General features: G+C 73.6%; 15 protein-coding genes and 1 pseudogene. 10 read left to right on the top strand and 6 right to left on the bottom strand.

Going from position 1 to position 22,231, the window contains the following annotated elements; all coding sequences use genetic code 11:
- The first annotated feature begins 23 nt into the window (after positions 1-23).
- Complete coding sequence (locus ETD83_RS17950) at positions 24-653, top strand: TetR/AcrR family transcriptional regulator (protein ID WP_171064296.1); 630 nt, start codon at positions 24-26, stop codon at positions 651-653.
- A gap of 60 nt (positions 654-713) precedes the next feature.
- On the opposite strand, the gene ETD83_RS17945 is transcribed toward ETD83_RS17950, so the two are convergent.
- Complete coding sequence (locus tag ETD83_RS17945; RefSeq protein WP_138646276.1) at positions 714-896, bottom strand: hypothetical protein; 183 nt, start codon at positions 894-896, stop codon at positions 714-716.
- Between the two features lie 277 nt (positions 897-1,173).
- Between ETD83_RS17945 and ETD83_RS17940 the strand changes: the two genes are divergently transcribed.
- Both ETD83_RS17940 and ETD83_RS17935 read left to right on the top strand, forming a co-directional pair.
- Positions 1,174-1,593, top strand: a complete 420-nt coding sequence (locus ETD83_RS17940; RefSeq protein WP_138646275.1) for a hypothetical protein — start codon at positions 1,174-1,176, stop codon at positions 1,591-1,593.
- 185 nt (positions 1,594-1,778) lie between these two features.
- Complete coding sequence (locus ETD83_RS17935) at positions 1,779-5,150, top strand: pyruvate carboxylase (RefSeq protein ID WP_138646274.1); 3,372 nt, start codon at positions 1,779-1,781, stop codon at positions 5,148-5,150.
- A gap of 19 nt (positions 5,151-5,169) precedes the next feature.
- Here ETD83_RS17935 and ETD83_RS17930 read toward each other — a convergent pair whose 3' ends face one another.
- A complete protein-coding gene (locus ETD83_RS17930; protein ID WP_138646273.1) occupies positions 5,170-5,799 on the bottom strand; it encodes a TetR/AcrR family transcriptional regulator in 630 nt (209 codons plus the stop codon).
- Positions 5,800-5,895: 96 nt separating this feature from the next.
- Here ETD83_RS17930 and ETD83_RS17925 point away from each other — a divergent pair, with 96 nt between their 5' ends.
- The 3 genes and pseudogenes from ETD83_RS17925 to ETD83_RS17915 all read left to right on the top strand — a co-directional run bounded on the left by ETD83_RS17925 (position 5,896) and on the right by ETD83_RS17915 (position 10,653).
- A complete protein-coding gene (locus tag ETD83_RS17925) occupies positions 5,896-6,906 on the top strand; it encodes an RNA polymerase sigma factor (RefSeq protein WP_407921493.1) in 1,011 nt (336 codons plus the stop codon).
- An 18-nt stretch (positions 6,907-6,924) separates the two neighbouring features.
- Positions 6,925-8,027: pseudogene (locus ETD83_RS45995) on the top strand (serine hydrolase domain-containing protein).
- A gap of 52 nt (positions 8,028-8,079) precedes the next feature.
- A complete protein-coding gene (locus tag ETD83_RS17915) occupies positions 8,080-10,653 on the top strand; it encodes a DUF6493 family protein (protein ID WP_138646272.1) in 2,574 nt (857 codons plus the stop codon).
- 10 nt (positions 10,654-10,663) lie between these two features.
- On the opposite strand, the gene ETD83_RS17910 is transcribed toward ETD83_RS17915, so the two are convergent.
- From ETD83_RS17910 to ETD83_RS17900, 3 genes are all read right to left on the bottom strand, one after another.
- Entirely contained in the window at positions 10,664-11,605 is a 942-nt protein-coding gene (locus ETD83_RS17910) for a threonine/serine dehydratase (protein ID WP_138646271.1), read from the bottom strand.
- A gap of 68 nt (positions 11,606-11,673) precedes the next feature.
- Complete coding sequence (locus ETD83_RS17905; RefSeq protein WP_138646282.1) at positions 11,674-12,855, bottom strand: RNA polymerase sigma factor; 1,182 nt, start codon at positions 12,853-12,855, stop codon at positions 11,674-11,676.
- A 219-nt stretch (positions 12,856-13,074) separates the two neighbouring features.
- Positions 13,075-13,431: a YciI family protein gene (locus ETD83_RS17900; RefSeq protein WP_138646270.1), complete on the bottom strand. Its 357-nt coding sequence runs from the start codon at positions 13,429-13,431 to the stop codon at positions 13,075-13,077.
- A gap of 366 nt (positions 13,432-13,797) precedes the next feature.
- Between ETD83_RS17900 and ETD83_RS17895 the strand changes: the two genes are divergently transcribed.
- Positions 13,798-14,763 carry a helix-turn-helix domain-containing protein gene (locus ETD83_RS17895; protein WP_138646269.1) on the top strand — a complete coding sequence of 322 codons (966 nt, stop codon included), beginning with the start codon at positions 13,798-13,800 and terminating at the stop codon, positions 14,761-14,763.
- 98 nt (positions 14,764-14,861) lie between these two features.
- Here the strand turns inward: ETD83_RS17895 and ETD83_RS17890 are convergent, their stop codons facing one another.
- Positions 14,862-15,422, bottom strand: coding sequence for a dihydrofolate reductase family protein (locus ETD83_RS17890; RefSeq protein ID WP_138646268.1), 561 nt, complete (start codon positions 15,420-15,422; stop codon positions 14,862-14,864).
- Between the two features lie 115 nt (positions 15,423-15,537).
- Between ETD83_RS17890 and ETD83_RS17885 the strand changes: the two genes are divergently transcribed.
- The 3 genes from ETD83_RS17885 to ETD83_RS17875 all read left to right on the top strand — a co-directional run.
- Positions 15,538-18,792, top strand: coding sequence for a BTAD domain-containing putative transcriptional regulator (locus tag ETD83_RS17885; protein ID WP_138646267.1), 3,255 nt, complete (start codon positions 15,538-15,540; stop codon positions 18,790-18,792).
- Positions 18,793-18,912: 120 nt separating this feature from the next.
- The gene (locus ETD83_RS17880; protein ID WP_138646266.1) at positions 18,913-19,722 is read left to right on the top strand and encodes a hypothetical protein; all 810 of its coding nucleotides are present in this window, start codon (positions 18,913-18,915) and stop codon (positions 19,720-19,722) included.
- A partial coding sequence (locus ETD83_RS17875; protein WP_138646265.1) for an FtsX-like permease family protein occupies positions 19,719-22,231 on the top strand: 2,513 nt, incomplete at its 3' end. The genes ETD83_RS17880 and ETD83_RS17875, both read left to right, overlap by 4 nt.

The raw sequence follows: 22,231 nt of genomic DNA, 5'->3' as shown, positions 1-22,231 counted from the left end.
CCGAATGGGAGTGAGGAGACGTGATGGACCGTGGTCCGGCCGGCGGAAGGCGCGTTGACCTGGAGCTGATGCGGACGCCGCCGCCCAAGGAGCGGGCGGACGCCGCGCGGAACCGCGCCAAGGTGCTCGAAGCCGCCGCCGCCCTCTTCGCCCGGCACGGCGTCGAGTCGGTCTCTATGGACGCGGTCGCCGCCGCCGCCGGGGTCGGCAAGGGGACACTCTTCCGCAGGTTCGGCGACAAGGCGGGGCTGGCCGTCGCCCTCCTGGACGAACGCGAACGTGACTTGCAGGACGCGATCCTGTCCGGGCCGGCTCCGCTCGGCCCGGGTGGTGGGGGCGCGGCCGTCCAGCCGTCCGAAAGGCTGCACGCCTTCGCCGACGCCTACCTGGACTACGTGCTGGATCATCTGTCCCTGGTCCGCATGTCGGAAACGGCTTCGCCGGGAGCGCGGTACCGCATCGGCGCCTATGGCTTCTGGCATCGGCACCTGACGATCCTGCTCGACCGGTCCGTCGCCGATGGGGAGGCCCAGGCGCACGCACTGCTGGCCGTACTCGGCGCGGAACACCTCACGGCGATGGTGGAGACCGTGGGTCCGGCACGCGCGCGCGCCGCCGTGCACGTGTTCTTCGACGCGGCCGCGCCCTCATAAAGGTCTGTAAATACCAAGGCCCCTGTGGTGTGCACAGGGGCCAATGGACGAGGCCGCGGGTCAGGCCGGGTCGGGGCTGCGGCGTTCCGCGCCGTGCTCCGCCCGGCCGTCGACGTTGCCCGGTGGACCCTCCGGGGCGTGATTGCGTTCCAGTCGCGCGGCGACCACGAGGGCCCGCAGCGACGTGGACTTCACGTGTTCGCGCTGCGAGTTGGTGCGGGTCCTGGGGATGCTGCTCGGCACGGTTCACCTCCATGGGGCGTGGACATGGGTGCTACCCGGTTCGCCGGTTTCGCACAGTAGTTGCAACCGCAAGATCTTTATGGCTATTCCGAGTGATCGTTCCGTTTAGCCCCGCGTCCTGATCCGGCCATGGCCCTCGGCTCCCGCCGGGAAGCCCCGGGAAGCCCTCCGAGAAGCCCTCCGAGAAGCCCTCCGTGGTGGACGATGTGCGTCGCGCTGACCCGAGAGCTAGTTTGCGTAGTTCAGTGCGCAGGATGCTCGCCCTTGGAGCCCCCCAATGACGACGGCCTATTTCGACGAGCTGGCAGGACGGCTGCGCGACAGCGGCGTCCCAGACGACGAGGTCACCGGGACCGTCGACGACCTCGCCGCCTACGTCGCCGAGTCCGGTGTCGACCCGGACGACGAGTTCGGCACGCCCGGGGAGTTCGCCGCCCGGCTCGTCTCGTCCGAGGGCAAGTCCGAGGAGTACTTCAAGCGTCCGAAGGCGGCCAAGCGCCTCTTCTGGAGCAGGCGCTTCTACGTCTTCATCTCCTGCTACTTCGGCTTCTGGGTCGCCGTATGCGTCGCCTGGATAGCGTTCGCGCCCGCGGAGTCCCGGTCGCGTTTTCTTATCGGCTCCCTGGTGGGCCTGGTCGCGGCGGCGGTCACCGCGGGCGTCAGCATCTGGCGAGGCACGCGCCGCCACGGTGAATGACGGTCGCGGACGCTGCGGACAGGGGCGGGGGCCAGCCCGCCGCGAAGAATCGTGCATTTTTCCCGCTGGGCGCCATCCATCGCTTTGTTCACGCCCTTGTCCGTCGCGGGTGGCTGTCCCGGCCGCTCAACTGGGTAGGTATCCGAAGATCCCGACGCCCCCGCCGCCGTCTCCTGGAGAACCACGTGATCACGAAGCTGCTCGTCGCCAACCGTGGCGAGATCGCCGTCCGCGCCTTCCGCGCGGCCTACGAACTCGGCATCGCCAGCGTCGCCGTCTACGCGCACGAGGACCGGCTGTCCCTGCACCGGCAGAAGGCGGACGAGGCGTACGAGATCGGTGAGCACGGCCATCCCGTCCGCGCCTACCTGGACGTGGACGGCATCGTGGAGACCGCGCTGCGGGTCGGCGCCGACGCCGTCTACCCGGGCTACGGGTTCCTCTCGGAGAGCCCGGAGCTGGCGGAGGCGTGCGAGCGCAACGGGATCAAGTTCGTGGGCCCGCCGTCATCGGTGCTGAGCCTTGCGGGCAACAAGATCGAGGCGGTCGCGGCGGCGCGGCGCGCGGGCCTGCCGGTCCTGCGCTCGGTGACGCCCGAGCCGGGACGGGAGCTGGACGCGGCCGACGAGGTCGGGTTCCCGCTGTTCGTGAAGGCCGCGGCCGGCGGCGGCGGGCGCGGCCTGCGCCGCGTCGACCACCGCGAAGACCTTGAGGCCGCCGTCGACACCGCCCGCCGCGAGGCGCAGAGCGCGTTCGGCGACCCGACCGTGTTCCTGGAGCAGGCGGTGGACCGGCCGCGCCACATCGAGGTGCAGATCCTCGCGGACGGCGCCGGGCACATCGTCCACCTGCGGGAACGTGACTGCTCCGTGCAGCGCCGCCACCAGAAGGTCGTGGAGATCGCGCCCGCGCCCGGGCTGGACCCGGAGATCGCGCGGCGGCTCTGCGAGGACGCGGTCCGGTTCGCCCGCGAGATCGGCTACGAGAACGCGGGCACCGTGGAGTTCCTCGTGGACGACCGCGGCGAGCACGTCTTCATCGAGATGAACCCGCGCATCCAGGTCGAGCACACCGTGACCGAGGAGGTCACCGGCGTCGATCTCGTGCAGAGCCAGCTGCGCGTCGCGGGCGGCGAGACGCTCGCCGACCTCGGCGTCGCGCAGGACGAGGTGGCGGTGAGCGGCTTCGCCGTCCAGTGCCGCATCACGACGGAGGACCCCGCGAACGGCTTCCGTCCCGACACCGGGAAGATCTCGGCGTACCGGTCGCCGGGCGGCGCGGGCGTCCGGCTGGACACGGGCACCGCCTACGGCGGCGCGATCATCTCCCCGCACTTCGACTCGCTGCTGGTCAAGCTGACCTGCCGCGGCAGGACGTTCGAGGAGGCGGTGCGCAGGGCCCGCCGGGCGGTCGCAGAGTTCCGTATCCGCGGCGTAGCGTCGAACATCCCGTTCCTGCAGGCGCTGCTGGACGAGCCCGACTTCCGAGCGGGCGGAGTCACGACGTCCTACATCGGTGACCATCCCGAGCTGCTCACGGCCCGGTCGAGCGGTGACCGCGCGACGCGGCTCGTCCGGTACCTGGCGGACGTGACCGTCAACAAGCCGCACGGCGAGGCGCCCACCGACCTGGATCCGGCGACGAAGCTCCCGCCGCTCAACATGGACGGCCCGTTCCCACAAGGTTCACGGGATCAGCTCCTCGCGCTCGGCGCGCGCGCGTTCGCCGAGCAGCTCCGCTCCCAGACCGCCTTGGCCGTCACCGACACCACGTTCCGGGACGCGCATCAGTCGCTCCTGGCCACCCGCATACGCACGTACGACCTGCTCGCCGCCGCGCCCTACCTGGCCCGTATGACGCCGCAGCTCCTTTCCATCGAGGCATGGGGCGGCGCGACGTATGACGTCGCACTCCGCTTCCTGGGCGAGTCGCCCTGGGACAGGCTGGCCGCGATCCGTGAGGCCGCCCCGAACATGTGCATCCAGATGCTTCTGCGCGGCCGCAACACCGTCGGCTACACCCCGTACCCCGACTCGGTCGCGCGTGCTTTCGTCAAGGAGGCGGCCAGTACGGGCGTCGACATCTTCCGTGTGTTCGACGCGCTGAACGACGTGGAACGCATGCGTCCGGCCGTCGACGCCGTCCTGCAAACGCATGCGCTCGTCGAAGGGACGCTCTGCTACACCGGCGACCTCTCCTCCCCGGACGAGCGGCTCTACACCCTCGACTACTACCTGCGCCTCGCAGAGGAACTTGTCGAGGCGGGCGTCCACATCCTGTGCATCAAGGACATGGCCGGGCTGCTCCGCGCCCCTGCCGCGCGCACCCTCGTCAAGGCTCTCCGCGAGAGGTTCGACCTGCCCGTCCATCTGCACACCCACGACACGGCAGGCGGTCAGATCGGCACCTACATCGCCGCCATCGAAGCCGGTGTCGACGCCGTCGACGGAGCCGCCGCGCCGCTCTCGGGCACCACGAGCCAGCCGCCCCTCCAGGCGATCGTCGCCGCGACCGATTCCACCGACCACGCCACGGGGATCGACCTGGACGCGCTCACCGTCATGGAGCCGTACTGGGAGGCCGTCCGGAAGTTGTACGCGCCGTTCGAGATGGGCCTGCCGTCGCCGACCGGACGCGTCTACCAGCACGAGATCCCGGGCGGGCAGCTCTCCAACCTCCGGCAGCAGGCCGTGGCGCTCGGCCTCGGCGACCGCTTCGAGGAGATCGAGCGCCTGTACGCGGCGGCCGACGCGATCCTCGGACGGCTCGTGAAGGTCACCCCGTCCAGCAAGGTCGTCGGTGACCTGGCCCTGCACCTGGTCGCGGCCGGTGCCGACCCCGGCGACTTCGCGGAGAACCCGGAGCGCTACGACATCCCCGACAGCGTCATCGGTTTCCTGAACGGCGAACTGGGCGACCCGCCCGGCGGCTGGCCCGAACCGTTCCGCACCAAGGCCCTCGCAGGACGCCAATACACGCCCGCCCGTGCCGAACTCGACGGCGCCGAAGAGAAGGCCCTGGACGGCCCCCAAGTACGCGACACCCTGGACCGCCTCCTCTTCCCCGGCCCAGCGAAGGACTACCGCGAAGCCCGCGCCGCCTACGGAGACCTGTCAGTCCTGCCCACGAGCCCGTTCCTCTACGGGCTCCGCACCGGACACGAGGTCGCGTTCGACCTCGAACCCGGTGTGCGCGTTCTCGCCAGCCTGGAGGCGGTCGGCGCCATCGACGAGGCGGGCGTCCGGCAGGTCATCTGCACGGTGAACGGCCAGCTCCGCACGCTCTCCGTCCGCGACAAGTCCGTCGTGTCGGACGCGCCGCCGGTCGAGCGCGCCGACCCGTCCGAGCCCGGCCACGTCGCCGCCCCCTTCGACGGCTCGGTGACCCTCCGCGTGTCCAAGGGCGACGAGGTCGCCGCCGGAGACGTGGTCGCCACCATCGAGGCCATGAAGATGGAGGCCGCCATCACCGCCCCCACCGCGGGCACGGTCGCTCGCCTGGCCGTCCCAGAGGTCACCCAGGCCCAGGCGGGAGACCTGCTCCTGGTCATCACCTGACGCGTCCCGCCTGGCCGGATCAGGACAACGGGCGGACGGCGTACGTGGAGAACGACGGTTCCAGGAGGTCGAAGGCGACGTGAGCCGTCGTGGTGAGGGCGGCGGCTATCTCGTCGTCGGTCTCGTCGTCCAGGGTGCGGCGGAGGGTCTCGTTGAACAGCACGCGGTGGACGCCGGCGAGCTGCGCGGCCGCGAGGCGGGGGAGCGGGTCGGACGGGGCCGCGCCCGTGTCCTCGGCGAGGGCGGCGGCGAGGGCGTCCTCGCGTTCCTCGTGGAACTCGCGGAGCCGGGCCACCAGTGCCGGGCTCCCGGTGATCATGCGGGCGAAGCCGGCGCCGGAGAAGCCGATCACGGGGTCGCGCCGCTCGACGGCGTCGAGGAAGCCGCGGCGCAGCGCGGCGAGCGCCGACTCGCCGGGCGCGCGGTCGGCGACCGTGCGGGCGAGCCGCTGGACGAAGGCGGCGTGCAGATCGAGCGCGAGGTCCTCCTTGCGCGGGAAGTAGTTGGTGACCGTCATCTTGGCCACCTGCGCCGCCGCGGCGACGTCGGCGATCGTCACCCGGTCGAAGCCGTGCCGCAGGAAGAGGCGCGTGGCCTCGTGCGAGATGTTCTCCCTCGTCTGCTGCTTCTTCATCTCCCGCAGTCCCATACGGACAGGGTCTCATACGTGACCTAAGTTTGTCATTGACATATCTCTAGGTCGATCCTAAGTTTATGTCACAAGGCTATCGGGTACCGAGAACGGGTGACCCGTTCCCTCCCGGCCGGACGAGCAAAGGACACCGCCCTGAACGCCACCGACGCGCCCAGCGCGGCCCCCCGTGGGATTCCGCGAGCGACCGTGAACCTCGTCGACCCGATGAAGGACTACCTCTCGCGCATCGGCCGCACCGCGCTGCTCACCGCGGAGCAGGAGGTCGACCTGGCCAAGCGCATCGAGGCCGGCCTGTTCGCCCGTGAACGTCTCGAGACCCTCCGCGACGACCTCAGCCTTCAGGACCGCGCCGACCTGGAGTGGATCGCCGTCGACGGGCGACGCGCCAAGGAGCACATGGTCGAGGCGAACCTGCGCCTTGTCGTGTCGCTGGCCAAGCGCTACATGGGCCACGGCCTGCCCCTGAACGACCTCGTCCAGGAGGGCAACCTCGGGCTGATCCGCGCCGTCGAGAAGTTCGAGTACCGCCGGGGCCTGAAGTTCTCCACCTACGCGGTGTGGTGGATCAAGCAGGCGATCAGCCGCGCGCTGGCCGACCAGAGCCGGACGATCCGCATCCCCGTGCACGTCGTCGAGGTGCTCAACCGGATGACGCGCGTCCGGCGGCGGATGATGCAGGACCTCGGCCGGGAGCCGACCTCGCAGGAGCTGGCCGTCGAGCTGGACATCACGCCGGAGAAGGTGGAATGGCTGCGCCGGCAGGCCCGCGAGCCGCTGTCGCTGCACACCCCGCTCGGCGAGGACGGCGACGGCGAGCTCGGCGACGTCATCGAGGACCCGGACGGCGGCGACCCCGCCGACGTCGTCGCGTCCTCGATGCTGCGCGGACGCCTCGACGCCGTCCTGGAGACGCTTACCGAACGGGAGGCGGGCGTGATCTCGCTGCGGTTCGGGCTGTCCGGGGGCGAACCCAAGACCCTCGAAGAGGTCGGCAAGGTCTACGGGGTGACCCGCGAGAGGATCCGGCAGATCGAGTCCAAGGGGATGCACAAGCTGCGCCACCCGTCCCGGCGCGAAACCCTCGCCGACCTGCTGAGCTGACCCCGGAGTGCGGCCGGGCTGTTCTCGGCGGTCCGGGATGGGCGCACCACGTGGAACGGCGCGTCCGGTGTTGCCGACACCCGGACCAGGCGGCCTGTCACGCCGCACATGCGGCAGCGGGCCGGAAGCATCACCAAGACGTTCGTCGCCACGGCGATCCTTCAGCAGGTCGAGAAGGGGCGCGTCGGGCTCGACGCACCGGTCGGCCAGTACCTGCCCGAGGTGTTCCCCGGACGGCCTGGCAAGCAGGTCACCGTCCGGATGCTCCTCAACCACACCAGCGGCATCGGCGACTACGTCGCCCTGGCGTTCCCGTCGCTGGCGGAAATTTCTCCCAAGGGCCTGGACGAGAACCGCCCGCGGAAGCTCTCTCCCGAGCAGCTCATCAAGTGGGGCATGCAGGCGCCGCGCACCGGTGAGCCGGGCGAACGCTGGTCCTACTCCAACACCAACTACGTCATCGCCGGACGGCTCCTGGAGAAGGTCACCGGGACGAAGGCGGAGAAGTACATCGACCGGAACGTCATCGGCAAGGCCGGGTTGAAGCACACCTACTCCCGTCCAGCCCGCACATCGACGAGCCGCACTCGCGGATGTACGAGTCGCTCTACCAGCACGTGAAACCACCCCGCGACTACGGCACGTTCAACATGAGCTGGGCGTGGACGGCGGGCGCACTGGTCTCCACCACGGACGACCTCAACCGCTTCTACAGCAGGCTGCTCACCGGTGGGCTCATCGGCAAGGCAGCGCTGGCCGAGATGCAACGCACCGTCCCCGCGAAGGACGCGGACGGCAACGTCCTGATGAACTACGGCCTCGGGCTCTACTCCATCCACCTGCCGTGCGGGACGTTCTGGGGCCACGACGGCGCCGTCTTCGGGGCCGGAACCCAGTCGCTGTCGTCGGCGGGCGGGGCCCGCCAGATCACCTTCGCGCTCAACCTCACGAAGTACCAGAAGCTCGACTCCAACGGCGTTCCCGTCCCGCACCCGATCGACAGCGCGCTCGGCGCGCACGTGGTGGAGGCGCTGTGCGGGAGCGGGCGCGAGATCCAGCCCAGCGGGCCGGAGCGGCCCGTCCGGCCGCTGCCCTTGCAGCCCCTCCGCACGACGGGCTGAGCCGGGCACGGGGGTCGCCGAACTGTCGGTGGCGGGCTCTAGCGTCCGGGGCATGTCGAGCGCAACGCAGTTACCGGTCCTGGACGGTGCCCGCGCGTGGGAGACGGTCGCCGCCCTCATCGACGCGCGTGAACCGAGGACGGTCGCCGGCGCCGTCCGCGATCTCGACGCCGCGGGGCGCCGCGCGGTCGCCAAGGCGCTGCCCGGCCACGTCAAGGAGGTGCGGGCGCGGCGCGAGCCCTGGGAGGGCATCGACGACTACGCCCCCGCCTTCCGCGCCGCGGGCGCGGGCACGCTGACCGGCGCGTCCGCGGTCGCGACCTGGCTCAACCGGCGCGAGTTCAACACCCGCTGGTTCGGCGACCACGACGACACCCGCCTGCTCCTCGGCCTCTGGGCCGACCGCGACGACGCGTGGCTCGCCGACCTCGCGCGGCGCCTCACGCTCCGGCTGCGCGGCCCGCGGCACATCGGGCTCGACCTCGTGCTGGCGCTGCTGGCCGAGACGGGCATCGAGCCGCCCGCCCACGACCCGCTGGTCGTGGGCTGGGTGTCGTCCGCGCCGCCCCGCCCGAAGGATCCGCTGCTGCCGTTCCTGCTGCCGCGCGTCTTCGAGGCGGAAGGCGTCGGCCGGCGGCTGCGCGACAACCCGTCCTGGCCGCGGACCCTCGCCACGCTCGCCGACCGGGGCGTCGTCGACCGGCGGGCGCTCCTGGACGGCTGCGTCCGCCGTTTCCTGCGCGGCGGGACGGCCACCGACCTGCGCTTCTTCGTCCGGCTGCACGGCCTGCTCCTGCCGGCCGACGCGGCCGTCAGGGAACGCGAGGTCCGCGAGCACGCGCTCGACTACGTGCGGCTGCTCCCGTCCGCGCCGGGCCCGGTCGCCGACGTCGCGCTCGACCTGCTCAGAGAGGTTCCCGGGCTCCCGTCGCGGCAGGTGGTGGAGGCCCTGGACGGGGTGCTGTTCCGCGCCGAGTCGGGGCTGGTGAAGTCGGGGCTGTCGTGGCTGGAGCAGACCGTCCAGCGGCGGCCCGGTCTCGCCGGCGGCTGCGCCTCCGCCCTCGCCCAGGCGTTCGCGCACGAGTCGTACAGCGTGCGGCAGCGCGCCGTCCGCGTCGCGCTCAAGTTCCCGGCGGCGGCCGAGGCGACGCCGATCGCCGACGCCGTGCCCCTGCTCCCGCACGACCTGGGCACCGAGATCGCCGCCCGTTTCGGCGGCGAGGTCGCCCGGCCCGAGCCGCACGACGCGCCGCCGCCTCCGCTCACCGCACCCTTACCGCCGGTCCCCGGGCCGCTTCCGCCGCCGATCACGACGGCCGCCGAGCTGGCCGAGACCTTCTACGACATCGACGCCGACTGGGCCCGAGCCGAACGGGTGATGGACGCGTTCGTCCGGCTCGCTCATGACGACCCGGAGGCCCTCCGCGCCGCGCTCACGCGCGTGCTCGGCCCGGGCTTCCCGCCAGGCCCAGGCCCGGCCCCGCTTTGGTCACTGCCCCACGAATGGCTCGCGGCGGCCGGACGCCTGCTGACCGCCACGGCGCCGCCTCCCCCGAACTGGCGTGCGCGGCTCCCGACGTCCCGGCACGTCTGCGTCCCGCGGCTGCTCCTGCTGCACCGGTGCGCGGAGATCGTCGCCGCCGTCGAGACGGGTTCGCCGCCGCCGCTCCTCCTCTCCACTCCGACGGAGCCGACCGGGCACCTCGACCCGCTCGCGCTCGTGGAACGCCTGGAGCTGCTCGACGCCGCGGGCGCCGACCCGGGGCCCGCCGACGTCCAGCAGGCCCTGCTGCGGCTGCCCCGCGACATCGTCCCCGAGGCGGTCCGGCGCGCGGCCGCACTGACCTCGCCGGCCGGGGGGACCGCCGCGACCTGGCTGGCCGGGGGCGGGCTGCCCGTCCCCGAGGTCTCGCTGCGGTCGTTCGCCGAGCACGGCCCGCCGGTCGCCGTGATCAGCGCGCCGCCGACCGGGCTCCCGCTGGTCGACCAGCTGTTCACGACCCCGCCCATGCTCGCCTCCGACGGCGACCTCCTTCAGCGGGCCTGGTCGCGGCTGCTGCCCTCCCATCCGGAGGTCGTCGCCGCGCACGTCCTGCCGGGTCTGCGGGGCCGCAGGTACTCGGCGAGCCCGGGGATGCCGGTGGGGGAGTTCATCGAGATCACCCGCGCGGACGGGCCGTTCGCCGAGGCCGTGGGGTATTTCCTGGCGCGGCAGCTCGTCCTGCGCGGGCACGGCGAGGCCGACCGGGCGCTGCTGACCATGGCCGCCCGCGGCGACCTGCCCGCCGCCGAGTTCGGACGCCACATCGGACGCCTCGCGCGCGACGGCACCGTCCAGCCGGTCAGGATCATCGAGGCCCTCGAACGCGCCGCGGACGCCGGCGCCTACGCCCGGATCTGGGACGTCATCGCCGCCGCGCTGCCCGTCCTGTGCCCGGAGCCGGGGGAGCGCCCCGTGCACGGCCTGAAGCGGCTGATCGCGCTCGGCCTCCGGACCGCGCGCTGGTCGGGGGCGCGCGGCGCCGTCCCCGGGATCGAGGAGCTCGCGGCCCGGAAGGGCTCGTCCGACCTCGTCCGCGAGGCCCGCGCCCTCGCCGCCTACCTGAAGCCCTCGCCGCCCACCTGAAGGCGTGGGGTCAGACCAGGTCGGACGGGTCGGTGTTGGCCCCGCAGAGGACGACCATCACCCGCTCGTCCGGCGCCGGACGGTAGGCGCCCGAGCGGAGCGCGGCCACCGCGGACGCCGTGCCGTGCTCGACGGCCAGGCGGTACTCGTCCCAGACGAACCGCCGCGCCTCGATGATCGCCTCCTCGGTGACGAGGACGGGCCGCACCCCGGTCCGGGACGCGACGGAGAACGCGATCTCGCCGAGCCGGGTGGCGCCGAGCGAGTCGGCCGCGACGCCGGAGACGTCCACGTCGACCGGGTGCCCCGCGTGCACGGCCCGTTCGAGGGTCGGGATGCGCTCGGGCTCGACGCCGACCACGCGGGCGCGGCCGTCGAGGGCGGCGGCGACGCCCGCCATCAGCCCGCCGCCGCCGACCGCCAGCAGGACCGTGTCGATCTCCCCGCCGGTCTGCGCCAGGATCTCCGCGCCGAGCGTGCCCTGCCCGGCGCAGACCTCGGGGAGGTCGTAGGCGTGGCAGAACAGCGCGCCGGTGTCGGCCGCGCGCTTGACGGCCGCGTCCTGCGCCTCGGCGTACCGGGTGCCGACCTGGACGACCGCGGCGCCGAGCGCGCGCAGCCGGGCGACCTTCACCGGCGGCGCCGTCTCCGGCACGTACACCTCGGCCGGGACGCCCACTCGCGATGCCGCGTACGCGAACGCGAGGCCCGCGTTGCCTCCGGAGGCCGCGACGACCCCGGCGTCCGGCAGGCGCCCCTCGTCCCGCGCGGCGAGGATGTGGTTGAACGCGCCGCGCGCCTTGAACGACCCGGTGTGCTGGGTCAGCTCCAGCTTCAGCCAGATGCGCGCGGCGGGCGCGAGCGGCGCCAGGTCCACCGCGAGCACGGGCGTGCGGCGGACATGGCCGTCCACCCGGGCACTGGCGGCCTGGACGTCTGAGCGATCTATCACCGGGATTCCTCTCCGAGCCTCGGCCTTCCCCTAAGTAGCGAACGCCGTTTGGCGCATGTTCCCAGGGATTACTCAGAGCCGTCGCGCAGCGTGGCGGCGCGGTCCAGGAGGATCTTGCGCTCGGGCGCGTTGCGGGTCATGGCCGCGGCGTGCTCGAACTGCGTCCGGGCCTCGGCGGTGCGCCCGAGCCGGGCGAGCAGGTCGCCGCGGACGCTCGGCAGCAGGTGGTACCCGCGCAGGGACGGCTCGTCGACCAGCGCGTCCGCGATCTCCAGGCCCTTCTCCGGCCCGTGCGCCATGCCGACCGCCACCGCGCGGTTCAGCTCCACGACGGGGGACGGGGCGACGCTCGCGAGGATCTCGTACAGCGACGCGATCTGCATCCAGTCGGTGTCCTCGGCGGCGGGGGCCTGCGCGTGGGACGCGGCGATGGCGGCCTGCAAGACGTACGGCCCAGGCGGCTCGCCGATGGCCTTCGCGCGGAGCAGCGCGGCGAAACCGCGGTGGATGAGGAGGCGGTCCCAGCGGCCGCGGTCCTGGTCGGCGAGCGGGACGGGCTCGCCGGACGGCCCGGTCCGCGCCCTCGTCCGGGACGCCTGGATCTCCATCAGCGCGACGAGCCCGTGCACCTCGGGCTCGCCGGGCGCCAGCTCGGCGAGGATCCGGCCGAGGCGCAGCGCCTCCTGGCACAGGTCGGCCCGCACCCAGTCGTCGCCCGCCGTGGCCGTGTAGCCCTCGTTGAAGATCAGGTAGATGACCTCCAGGACGGACGACAGCCGGACGGCCCGGTCCGGCCCCTCGGGGACCTCGAACGGGACGCCCGCGTCCGACAGCGTCCGCTTCGCCCGGACGATCCGCTGCGCGACCGTCGGCTCGGACGTGAGGAACGCCCGCGCGATCTCCTCGGTGGTCAGGCCGCCGAGCATGCGCAGCGTCAGCGCGACCCTGGCCTGCGTGGACAGGACGGGATGGCAGGCGGTGAAGACGAGGCGGAGCACGTCGTCCTCGATGTGCTCGTCGTCGGGGACGTCGAATTCCGGCGGCGCCTGCGTCTCCAGGTCGCGGCCGATCTCCTCCAGCTTGTGCTCGAGCCGCTGCAGGCGGCGGAGCCGGTCGATGGCGCGGCGCTTCCCCACGGCCATGAGCCAGGCGCCCGGGTTGTCCGGGACGCCTGACTCGGGCCACTGTTCGAGCGCGGCGACCAGCGCGTCCTGCGCGAGTTCCTCGGCGAGCCCGATGTCGTGCACCATCCGGGCGAGGCCGGCGATGATGCGGGCGGCCTCCAGCCGCCACACCGCGTCGACGCTCGCGCGCACCCCGGACCTGTCCGGACCGGGCCCGTTCGAAGCCGTCACGCTGCCGATGAGAGCACCAGCACCGGCCGCCGCGCAAGTTCAGCGGCTGCTCAAGGGCTGCTCAGGGCTGCTCAGCGGCTGCCCGGGGCAGCTCGCCGGGGACACCGCCCGCGGTCACTCGCCCGGGAAGGGGTCGTCGCCGGGGCCGAAGACCTGCTTGATGACGCCCTCGCCGTCTCCGACGATCTTGTAGAACCGCCGGGACAGCTCGATCGCCTCCTCGCGGGTGCGCACCTCGACCAGCGCGAACCCGACGACGGACTCCTTGGCCTCGGCGAACGGGCCGTCGGTGACGGTGATCTTGCCGCCGGAGGAGGTGATCCGGACGCCGTGCGGCTCCAGCCCGCCCGTGGCCAGCAGCACCCCGGCCTTGGACGTCTCCTCGATGAACTTGCCCATCTCGACCAGCATCGCCTCGTCCGGCGGGGTGTCGCCCGAGTTGTCGTCCGTGGTCATCAGCAAGAACCGCATCGCAGTCTCCTCTGTCTCGTAGTGGCCGGTCCCTCCCGGCCCTCACTGACGCGTCGAAGAAGGGGCGGCCGGATCGACATCGCGGCCGGACTTCTTTCAAGATTTTCTTGGAGCCGTATCGTGCCAGGTCACAGGGACTGCGCGCCCGATGGTCGGGCGTATCCACCGAGATTGCGATGAAACCGGACAATCTGGATAGCTGGGCAAGTCAGTGATTTACGAGTAGCTTCTGCGAAGAGAAAGGTTCTTGCGCGCCCTGAGGAGGCATCCCGTGGGAGTCCCCGCACCACGGACCGATGTGCCGTCAGAGTCCTGGACCCGCGGCTGCCCGGTGCCGCGGTCCGTACGCGTCCGGAACGGGACGCGATGAGCGCGAGCGAGCACCCGGACGACGTCGCGGAAACGCGGCCGGGACGGATCGTCCCCACGAACGGGTACACCTACGGGCGGACGCACGCGCACGGGCACCTGCAGCGGACGGCGGGCCCGACCGTGCCGCGCCTGCTGGTCGGGGCGCAGCTGCGCCGGTTCCGCGAGGCGGCGCGGATCTCCACCGAGGACGCCGCCTACGAGATCCGCGGCTCGCACTCCAAGATCAGCCGGATGGAGCTGGGCCGCGTCGGGCTCAAGGAGCGCGACGTCGCCGACCTGCTCACCCTCTACGGCGTGACCGACCCCGACCGCCGCGACTCGCTGCTGGAGCTCGTCGAGCTCGCCGCCCGGCCGAGCTGGTGGCAGGAGTACGGCGACCTCGTGCCCGGCTGGTACGAGCCCTACCTCGGGCTGGAGCAGGGCGCCGTGGTCGCCCGCGTGTACGAGGTCCAGGACGTCCCCGAGCTGCTGCAGACCCCCGGCTACGCCCGCGCGCTCATCACGGCCCGGCATCCGGAGGCGCCCGCGGACGAGATCGAGCGGCGGGTCGAGCTGCGGATGCGCCGCCGGCGCCGCGTGTTCGAGCGGCCGGGACCGCTGAAGCTGTGGGCCGTGGTCGACGAGGCGGCGCTGCGCCGCGTGGTCGGGGGCCCCGAGACGATGCGCGCGCAGCTCCTGTTCCTGATCGACATCTCGTGGCTGCCGAACGTCTCGCTGCAGGTCCTGCCGTTCTCGTCCGGCGGGCACGCGGCCGAGTGCGGCCCGGTGACGCTGCTGCGGTTCGCCGAGCCGGAGCTGCCCGACGTCGTCTATCTGGAGCAGCTCGCCGGCGCCCTCTATCCCGACAGGCCCGCCGACATCACCCGGTACAGGGACGTCCTCAACCGGCTCGGCCTGCAGGCGGAGCCGCCCGTCCGGACGCCCGGCATCCTGGAGTCCATGCTCGACCAGCTCCCCTGAGAACGTACTCAGGGGCCAGCGAACGGCTTCCCCCGGAGGGCGGGCGGTGAGGAGCCGGGCGGCGCTCGGCAGGCAGGCGCCGCCCGGCGCGCCCGCCGCTACTTCGCGGCGGGCGTGTAGGTCGCGACGATGACGCCGGTCTTGAAGGACCGGGTGCCGGCCAGCTCGAACGTCGCCGAGAAGTCGGCGCGGGTGAGCAGCTCCGCCGGGTCGCCGGTGCCGACGATGACGGGGTGGATCCACAGGCGCAGCTCGTCCAGCAGGCCGTTGTCGACGAGCGTCCGCGTCACCGCGCCGAAGCCGTACTGCAGGATGTCCTGGCCGTCCTGCTCCTTCAGCTTGGTGATCTCCGCGACGGCGTCCGCCCGCCGGATCACCCGGGTGTCGCCCCAGCCGGGCTTGTTCAGCGAGTCGGACACGACGTGGTGGGGCAGGTTGTTCATCCGGACGCCGAAGTCGCCGGTCGCCTCCTCCATCGCCGGCCACGCCTGCGAGAAGCCGTCGAACGTCGCGCGTCCCATCAGGATCGCGTCGCAGGAGAACAGCAGGTCGCGGGCGTAGGCGGCGGCCTCGTCCTGGAAGTAGGCCGAGGTCCAGTTCTGCGGGTTCTCGATCACGCCGTCCAGCGAGATGTAGGTCGAGTTAATGATCTTGCGCATGATGTCCTCCGTGGTCGATCGTTCGCCTTCCGGTGTGCTGGAACCACACTGGCCCAGGCCGTTTACCGGATTCTTACGGTCCTTTTCCGTGGACGGGCGCGGATAGGGTCAGAGCGTGCGCTTCGGGCTGCTCGGACCGCTCGCCGTCTGGACCGACGACGGCGGGCTCGTTCCGGTGCCCGGGCTGAAGGTCCGGGCCCTGCTCGCGGACCTGCTGGTCAACGAGGGCCGTCCGGTGCCCGCCGACCGGCTGATCGACGATCTGTGGGGCGACGCGCTGCCCGGGAACCCCATGGGGTCGCTGTCGGCGAAGGTGTCGCAGCTGCGGCGGGTGCTGGAGGACGCGGAGCCCGGCGCGCGGGCGCTGGTGGAGTCGCGTCCCGCCGGGTACCTGCTGGGCGCGGGCGCCGAGCGGGTCGACGCGCTGCGGTTCCAGGACCTCGTCGACCGGGCACGGCAGGCGGGCGAGCCGAAGGAGCGGGCGGCGCTGCTGGCCGAGGCGCTCGGCCTCTGGCGCGGCCCGGCGTTCGCCGACTTCGCGGACGAGCCGTTCACCCGGGCGGCGTCCGCGCGGCTTGAGGAGCTGCGGCTGACCGCGCTGGAGGAGCACGCCGAGGCGCGGCTGCTGCTGGGCGAGCACGGGGCGCTGGCCGGGGAGCTCGGGGACGCGGTCGCCGAGCATCCGCTGCGCGAGCGGCTGCGGGCCGCGCACATGCTGGCGCTGTACCGGGCGGGACGGCAGAGCGAGGCGCTGGACAGCTTCGAGCGCCACCGGACGCTGGTCGCCGACGAGCTGGGCCTCGACCCCGGCGCCGAGCTGGCCGACCTGCAGCGCGCGATCCTGCGGCAGGACCCCGGGCTGAACGCGCCCCTGCCGCCCGAGCCCGGCCCGCGGTCGAACCTTCCCGTCCCGGCGACCGAGCTGATCGGGCGCGAGGACGCCGCCAGGGAGATCCGCGCCAGGATCGGCACCGACCGGCTGGTCACGCTGACCGGGCCCGGCGGGGTCGGCAAGACGCGGCTGGCGGTGGAGGCCGCGTCCGGGCTGGTGGAGGCGTTCGGCGACGGCGTCTGGATGGCGGAGCTGGCCGGGTTCGAGCGCTCGACGGTGCCCGACCTGGCCGAGGTCGTCACGGCGAGCCTCGACATCCGGGACGCGCCGGGCGCGCCGGAGGCCGCGCTCGACCGGCTCGCGGCGGCGCTCGGCGCCCGGCGGCTGCTGCTCGTCCTGGACAACTGCGAGCACGTGGTCGAGCAGGCCGCCGAGCTGGCGGAGCGGCTGCTGCGCAGGGTCCCCGGGGTGCGGATCCTCGCGACGAGCCGGGAGCCGCTCGGGCTGGCGGGCGAGGTGGTGTGGGCCGTCCCGCCGCTGGAGGTCCCCGGCGACGGCGACGACCCGGCGGCGGCGAGCGCGGCGAGCGCGGTGCGGCTGTTCGCGGCGCGGGCGGAGGCGGCGTCGCGGGGGTTCCGGCTCGACGAGGCGACCGCCGGGCCGGTCGGGGAGCTGTGCCGCCGCCTGGACGGGATCCCGCTCGCGCTGGAGCTGGCCGCGACCAAGGTGCGGACGCTCGGCGTCGAGGGCCTCGTCGCCCGGCTGGACGACCGGTTCCGGCTGCTGTCGTCCGGGCATCGCGGCGCCCCGGCCCGGCAGCGGACGCTCACCGCGGTGATCGACTGGAGCTGGGAGCTGCTGGCCGCGCCGGAGCGGGCCGTCCTGCGGCGGCTGTCCGTGCACGCCGACGGCTGCGCGCTGGAGTCGGCCGAGGCGGTGTGCAAGGGCGGGGACGCCCCCGGGGACGTCCCCGAGGCGGAGGTCCTGGACGTGCTGGTCCGGCTGGTCGACCGCTCGCTGGTCGTGATGACGGAACGTCCGGGCGAGCCGCCCCGGTACCGGCTGCTGGAGTCGGTCGCCGCCTATGCCGCCGAGCGGCTCGCGGAGGCCGGGGAGGACGGGCACGTCCGGCGGGCGCACCGGCTCCACTACGCCGGCCTGGCCGAGCGCGCCGAGCGGCACCTCTACGGGCACGACCAGGCGCGCTGGCTGCGGACGCTCGACACCGAGGCCGCCAACGTCCGGACCGCGCTGGACGAGGCCATCGCCGCCGATGCGGCCGAGGACGCGTTGCGGCTGGTCAACGCGCTGGCCTGGTACTGGTTCCTGCGCGGCAGGCTGACCGAGGCGCTGCGTTCGCTGGACGCCGCGCTCGCCCTGGAGGGCGGCCCGTCCGGGATGCGGGCGAGGGCCCTGACGTGGCGGGCGGGGCTGGCGGTCCTGAAGGGCGCCGGGGCCGATGGGGCCGCGCGCCGCGAGGAGGCGCTGCGGCTCGTGGACGCGTCCGGCGATCAGGGCATGCGGGCCTGGGCGCGCTGGTTCCTGACGTTCGCCCATTTCGACGTGGAGGACACCGCCGCCGGCGCGGTGATGCTGGCCGAGGCGCTGGCCGGGTTCCGCGCGTGCGGCGACCGGTGGGGCGAGGCGGCGGCGCTGGTCCTGCGGGCCAAGCAGGCGCACGCGCACGGCGACCCGGTCGCGCTGCGCCGCGACGCCGAGCGCGCGGCCGTGCTCTTCGGCGAGCTCGGCGACCGGTGGGGGCAGCTCCAGGCCGTCGAGTGGCTCGGCGGGCTGGCGGAGCTGACCGGCGAGTACGACCGGGCCGAACGGCTCCAGCTCGACGGGCAGCGGATGGCCGAGGAGCTGCACATGTGGCCGGACGCCGCCGTCCGGATGGCCTGGCGCGGCTGGATCGCGCACCTGCGCGGCGACCCGTCCGCCGCGCGGCGGCTGTTCGGCCGGGCGCTGCGCGTGGCCGTGGAGCAGGGCCACGCGGGGGCGGTCACGTTCGCCGAGCTCGGCCTGGGCCTGACGGCGTGCGCCGAAGGACGGCTGACCGACGCGGAGGACCGCCTCGAACCCCTGCTCCGGGCCGCCTCGCCGGAGGAGTTCCCGCCGCTGTACCTGCCGCTGATGCAGAGCGCGCTCGGTGAGGTGGCCGAGGCCCGCGGCGACGCGGCCGCCGCGCTCACCTACCAGCGCGACGCCCTGACCGTCGCGCTCCGGCTGGAGGCGCCGAGGGACACGGCCGCGGCCCTGGAGGGGCTGGCCTCCGCGCTCGCACGGCCCGGACGCCACCGGCAGGCGGCCGAGGCGCTCGGCAAGGCGGCGTCCATCCGGGAGTCCACCGGCGTCCGGGCCGGACGGGCCGAGCAGGCCGTCGTCGACCGCGCCGGGGGACACGCCCGGAGCGCCCTGGGCGACGACGCGTTCGCGGAGGCGTTCACGGCAGGGGCGGCGCTGGAGCCGTCGGAGATCTTGCGGCGCGCCGAGGCCGTCCCGCCGGAGGGCGCCTCGACCTGGGCCCGCAATAGGTAGTTTGTCCGTATTTCAAGAGGGTTGCGAATCGACACAGGATCATCACGGACCCTTGTATCGCCCCCAGAACATGAATGATCATGACCGTTCGTGAGGCGACGGGGGATGGTTCTCAGGCGCATGGCCGGGGACAGAACGCTGATCCTGGCCGCGTGCGTGACCGCGTTGTTCGCCACCACCGTCCTCGCCGCGCTGGTCGGCTACACCGGGTCGGTGACCCGTGAGGGGCTGCGCCGGACCCTGGCCGACGCGACGTTCGAGTCGGTCGGGACGACCGTCGGCACGAACGTCCCCGCCAACGGGCTCGACAAGGTGCGGGGGCAGGTCGGCCGGGCGCTCGCGAAGATGTACGGGGACGTCCCGCTCACGATCTCGGTGGGCGTGCGCAGCGACTCCTACACCCTTCCCGGGCAGGAGAAGAGCGACCATCCCGAGCTGACGGCGTTCGGCACCTACACCGGGATCGAGAGGCACGCGCGGCTGACGCGCGGACGCTGGCCCGCCGCCGACCCGACCGTGGCGCGCGACGGCGAGGTGCAGGCGGCCCTGCCCGGCGCCGCCGCCCGCGCGATGCGCACCGGCGTGGACGACGTCCTCACCCTCCACGGACGGGTCGACAAGAGGTCCGTCGTGAAGGTCCGCGTCGTCGGGCTGTTCGACGTCCCGGACCCGGAAAGCTACTTCTGGCAGGGCGACCGGCTCGTCACGACCGGCGTCGAGAAGCTCGACTACACGACGTACGGGCCGTTCGTGGTGCCCCCCGGCGTGTTCGCGGCCCGCTTCACCGGGACCGGCGCCGACGCCCGGTTCACGGTCATGCCCGACCTGCGCGGCGTGGAGTCCGGTGAGCTCGGCCCCTCGGCGACCGCGTCGCGAACGCGGAGGAGACGTTCCGGGAGGCGGGCGGCGGCGCGCAGTTCTCCGTCGTGACCAAGCTCCCCGAGCTGACCGCGCAGCTCGACGACGCCGTCCTGGTAGCACGGTCCACCATGCTGATCCCGGTGATCCAGCTCGTCCTGCTGGCCGGGGTCGCGTGGCTGCTCGTCTCGCGGCTGCTCGTCTCGCGGCTGCTCGCCGACCACCGGCGCGGCGAGGTCGCGCTGCTGCGGACCCGGGGCATGGGGATGCGGCAGCTCGCGCGGCTCGGCCTCGCCGAGGGCCTGCTGATCGTGCTGCCCGCCGCGGTGCTGGGCCCGCTGCTGGCGCGGCCCCTGCTGCGGCTCGCCGCGCACGCCCCGACGGTGCGCGACTCCGGGCTGCGGCTGGACGCCGGGCCGCTGGCCCCGCTCTGGATCGTGTCGGTGGTGACCGCGCTGACCTGCGCGGTCGTCCTGACGATCCCGACATTGCGCGGCGCGAACCGCACGTTCGTCGAGGCGCAGGCCGGGATCGGCCGGACCGGGCGGCTGCGCGGCTCAGGCGCAGACCTGGCCCTGCTGGTCGTCGCCGGGCTCGCGATCTGGCAGCTCACCCGGTACGGGGCGGACGGCACTGGCGGCGGGAACGGCACGTCCGGGATCGACCCGTTCATCGTGTCCGGCCCGGCCCTCGCGCTGCTCGCCGGCGGGGTGCTGCTGCTCCGGGTGGTGCCGGTGACGTCCCGGGTCGCCGAACGGGCCGCGACGAAGCGGCGCGGGCTCGTCACCGCGCTCGGCACCCGGCAGGTCGGCCGGCGGCGGCTCCGGTACGCGGGGCCCGTGCTGCTGCTCGTCATGGCGATGGCGGTCGGGGTGCTGTCGGTGACGACGATGGCGACCTGGCGCCGGTCCCAGACGGACCAGGCCGACTTCCAGGCCGCGGCCGACCTGCGCGTCACCCGCGCGAGCGCGAGCGGCGCCGGTGCCCCGTCGGTGCTCGGGCAGGGCGGGCGGGTCGCGGCGCTGCCCGGCGTGACCGCGGCGACGGCCGTGCTGCGCACCGACGCCGACCTCGGCAACGCCCCCGCGACACTGCTCGCCGCCGACGCCGGAGCGCTCGGCCGGATCCTGCGCGTCCAGCCGGGGCTGCGGGACGATCTCCGGCTGGCCGAGCTGGCCAAGGCGCGTCCGGCCGCGCCGGCGCTGACCGTCCCGGGCAAGCCGGGACGGCTGCTGTTCGACCTGCGGCTCAGCCGCGCCGGGCCGGTGCCCGAGACCCAGCGGAACTACCGGCCGCCCGCCGGCTACCCCTACCAGGTGGCCGTGACGGTCGCGGACGCGCGCGGCCTGGTCCGGCAGGTGACGCTGCCCGGCCTCGTCGCCGACGGCCGCGAGCACACCCTCGCGCTGAACGTCGCCGACCTGGCGGGCCCGGGGGGTGTCCCGTCCTATCCGCTGTCGGTCCGGGGCGTCCACTACTCCTACGACAACAACACCTTCTCCGGGCCGCTCGACCTGGAACTGCTGCACGTGCGGGGCGACGGCACCAGGGAGGCGGCGCCGCCCGCCGGGGCCCGCTGGGACGTGTTCGTCCAGCCGCAGGAGGCGAGGCCGCGAGCGACCGTGAAGGCGGCGAAGGGCGCGCTGGCGAAGATCGCCATCCCGGCGCCTCCGTCCTGGGCCGGTGACGTGACCTTCTTCGACGTCATCGGGGGCGTCCACGCCATGCTCACCGCGGGGAAGCCGCCGTCCCGGGGCACGGCCGCCGGGACGAACACCGACCTCCAGCCGCTCGTCCCGGGCGTGATCACCGAGGAGACGGCGCGCCGCGCCGACGTCGGGGTCGGCGGCAAGGTCACGGTCAGCACCGTCGACGGGCAGCAGCCGGTGCAGGTGGTGGGAATCGCGCCCGCGCTGCCGAGCGTCCCGCCGGGCGAGCCCGGCGTCCTCGTCGACCTGCCGACGCTGACCGGGACCCGGCTCACCGCGAACGGGACGGAGCCGACGAGCATCGCGCCCGGGGAATGGTGGGCGTCCGCGCGGGGCGGCTCCACCGGCCCGGCCGCGAAGGCGCTGGCCGATCGCCCCGCCTGGGGCGAGGTCGCCGCGAACCGCGCCGAACTGCGCTCCCGCCTCCGCGACGCCCCGCTCGGCGCGGCGCTCCAGGGCGCGCTGGTGCTCGGCTTCGGCGCGGCGCTGGCGTTCGCCGTCATCGCGTTCGTGGTGAACGCGGCGGTGACGGCGGGGGAGCGGGCCCGCGAGTTCGCCGTGCTGCGGGCGCTCGGCGTCCCGCCCCGGCAGGTCACCGGGGTCCTCGCGATCGAGCAGGCGTACCTGGTCACGATCGGCCTCCTCGGCGGGACGCTGCTCGGCCTGGTCGTGGCGCGGCTGGTCGTCCCGCATGTCGTGCTCAGCGTGCAGGCCGCCGAGCCCTACCCGCCCGCCGGCCTGGTCGTCCAGTGGCCCGTGGTGCTCGGCATGGTCGCCGGGGTCGCCGCGGTGCTGGGCCTGATACTGCCGCCGGTGATCCAGGTGCTGCGCCGCCGGAACGTCGGCGCCGGGCTGCGGGTCTGTCTCTTATA

It is taken from the genome of Actinomadura soli, from assembly GCF_005889715.1.
Lineage (GTDB): Bacteria > Actinomycetota > Actinomycetes > Streptosporangiales > Streptosporangiaceae > Spirillospora > Spirillospora soli.
This window is presented reverse-complemented; position numbering and strand designations above follow the sequence as displayed.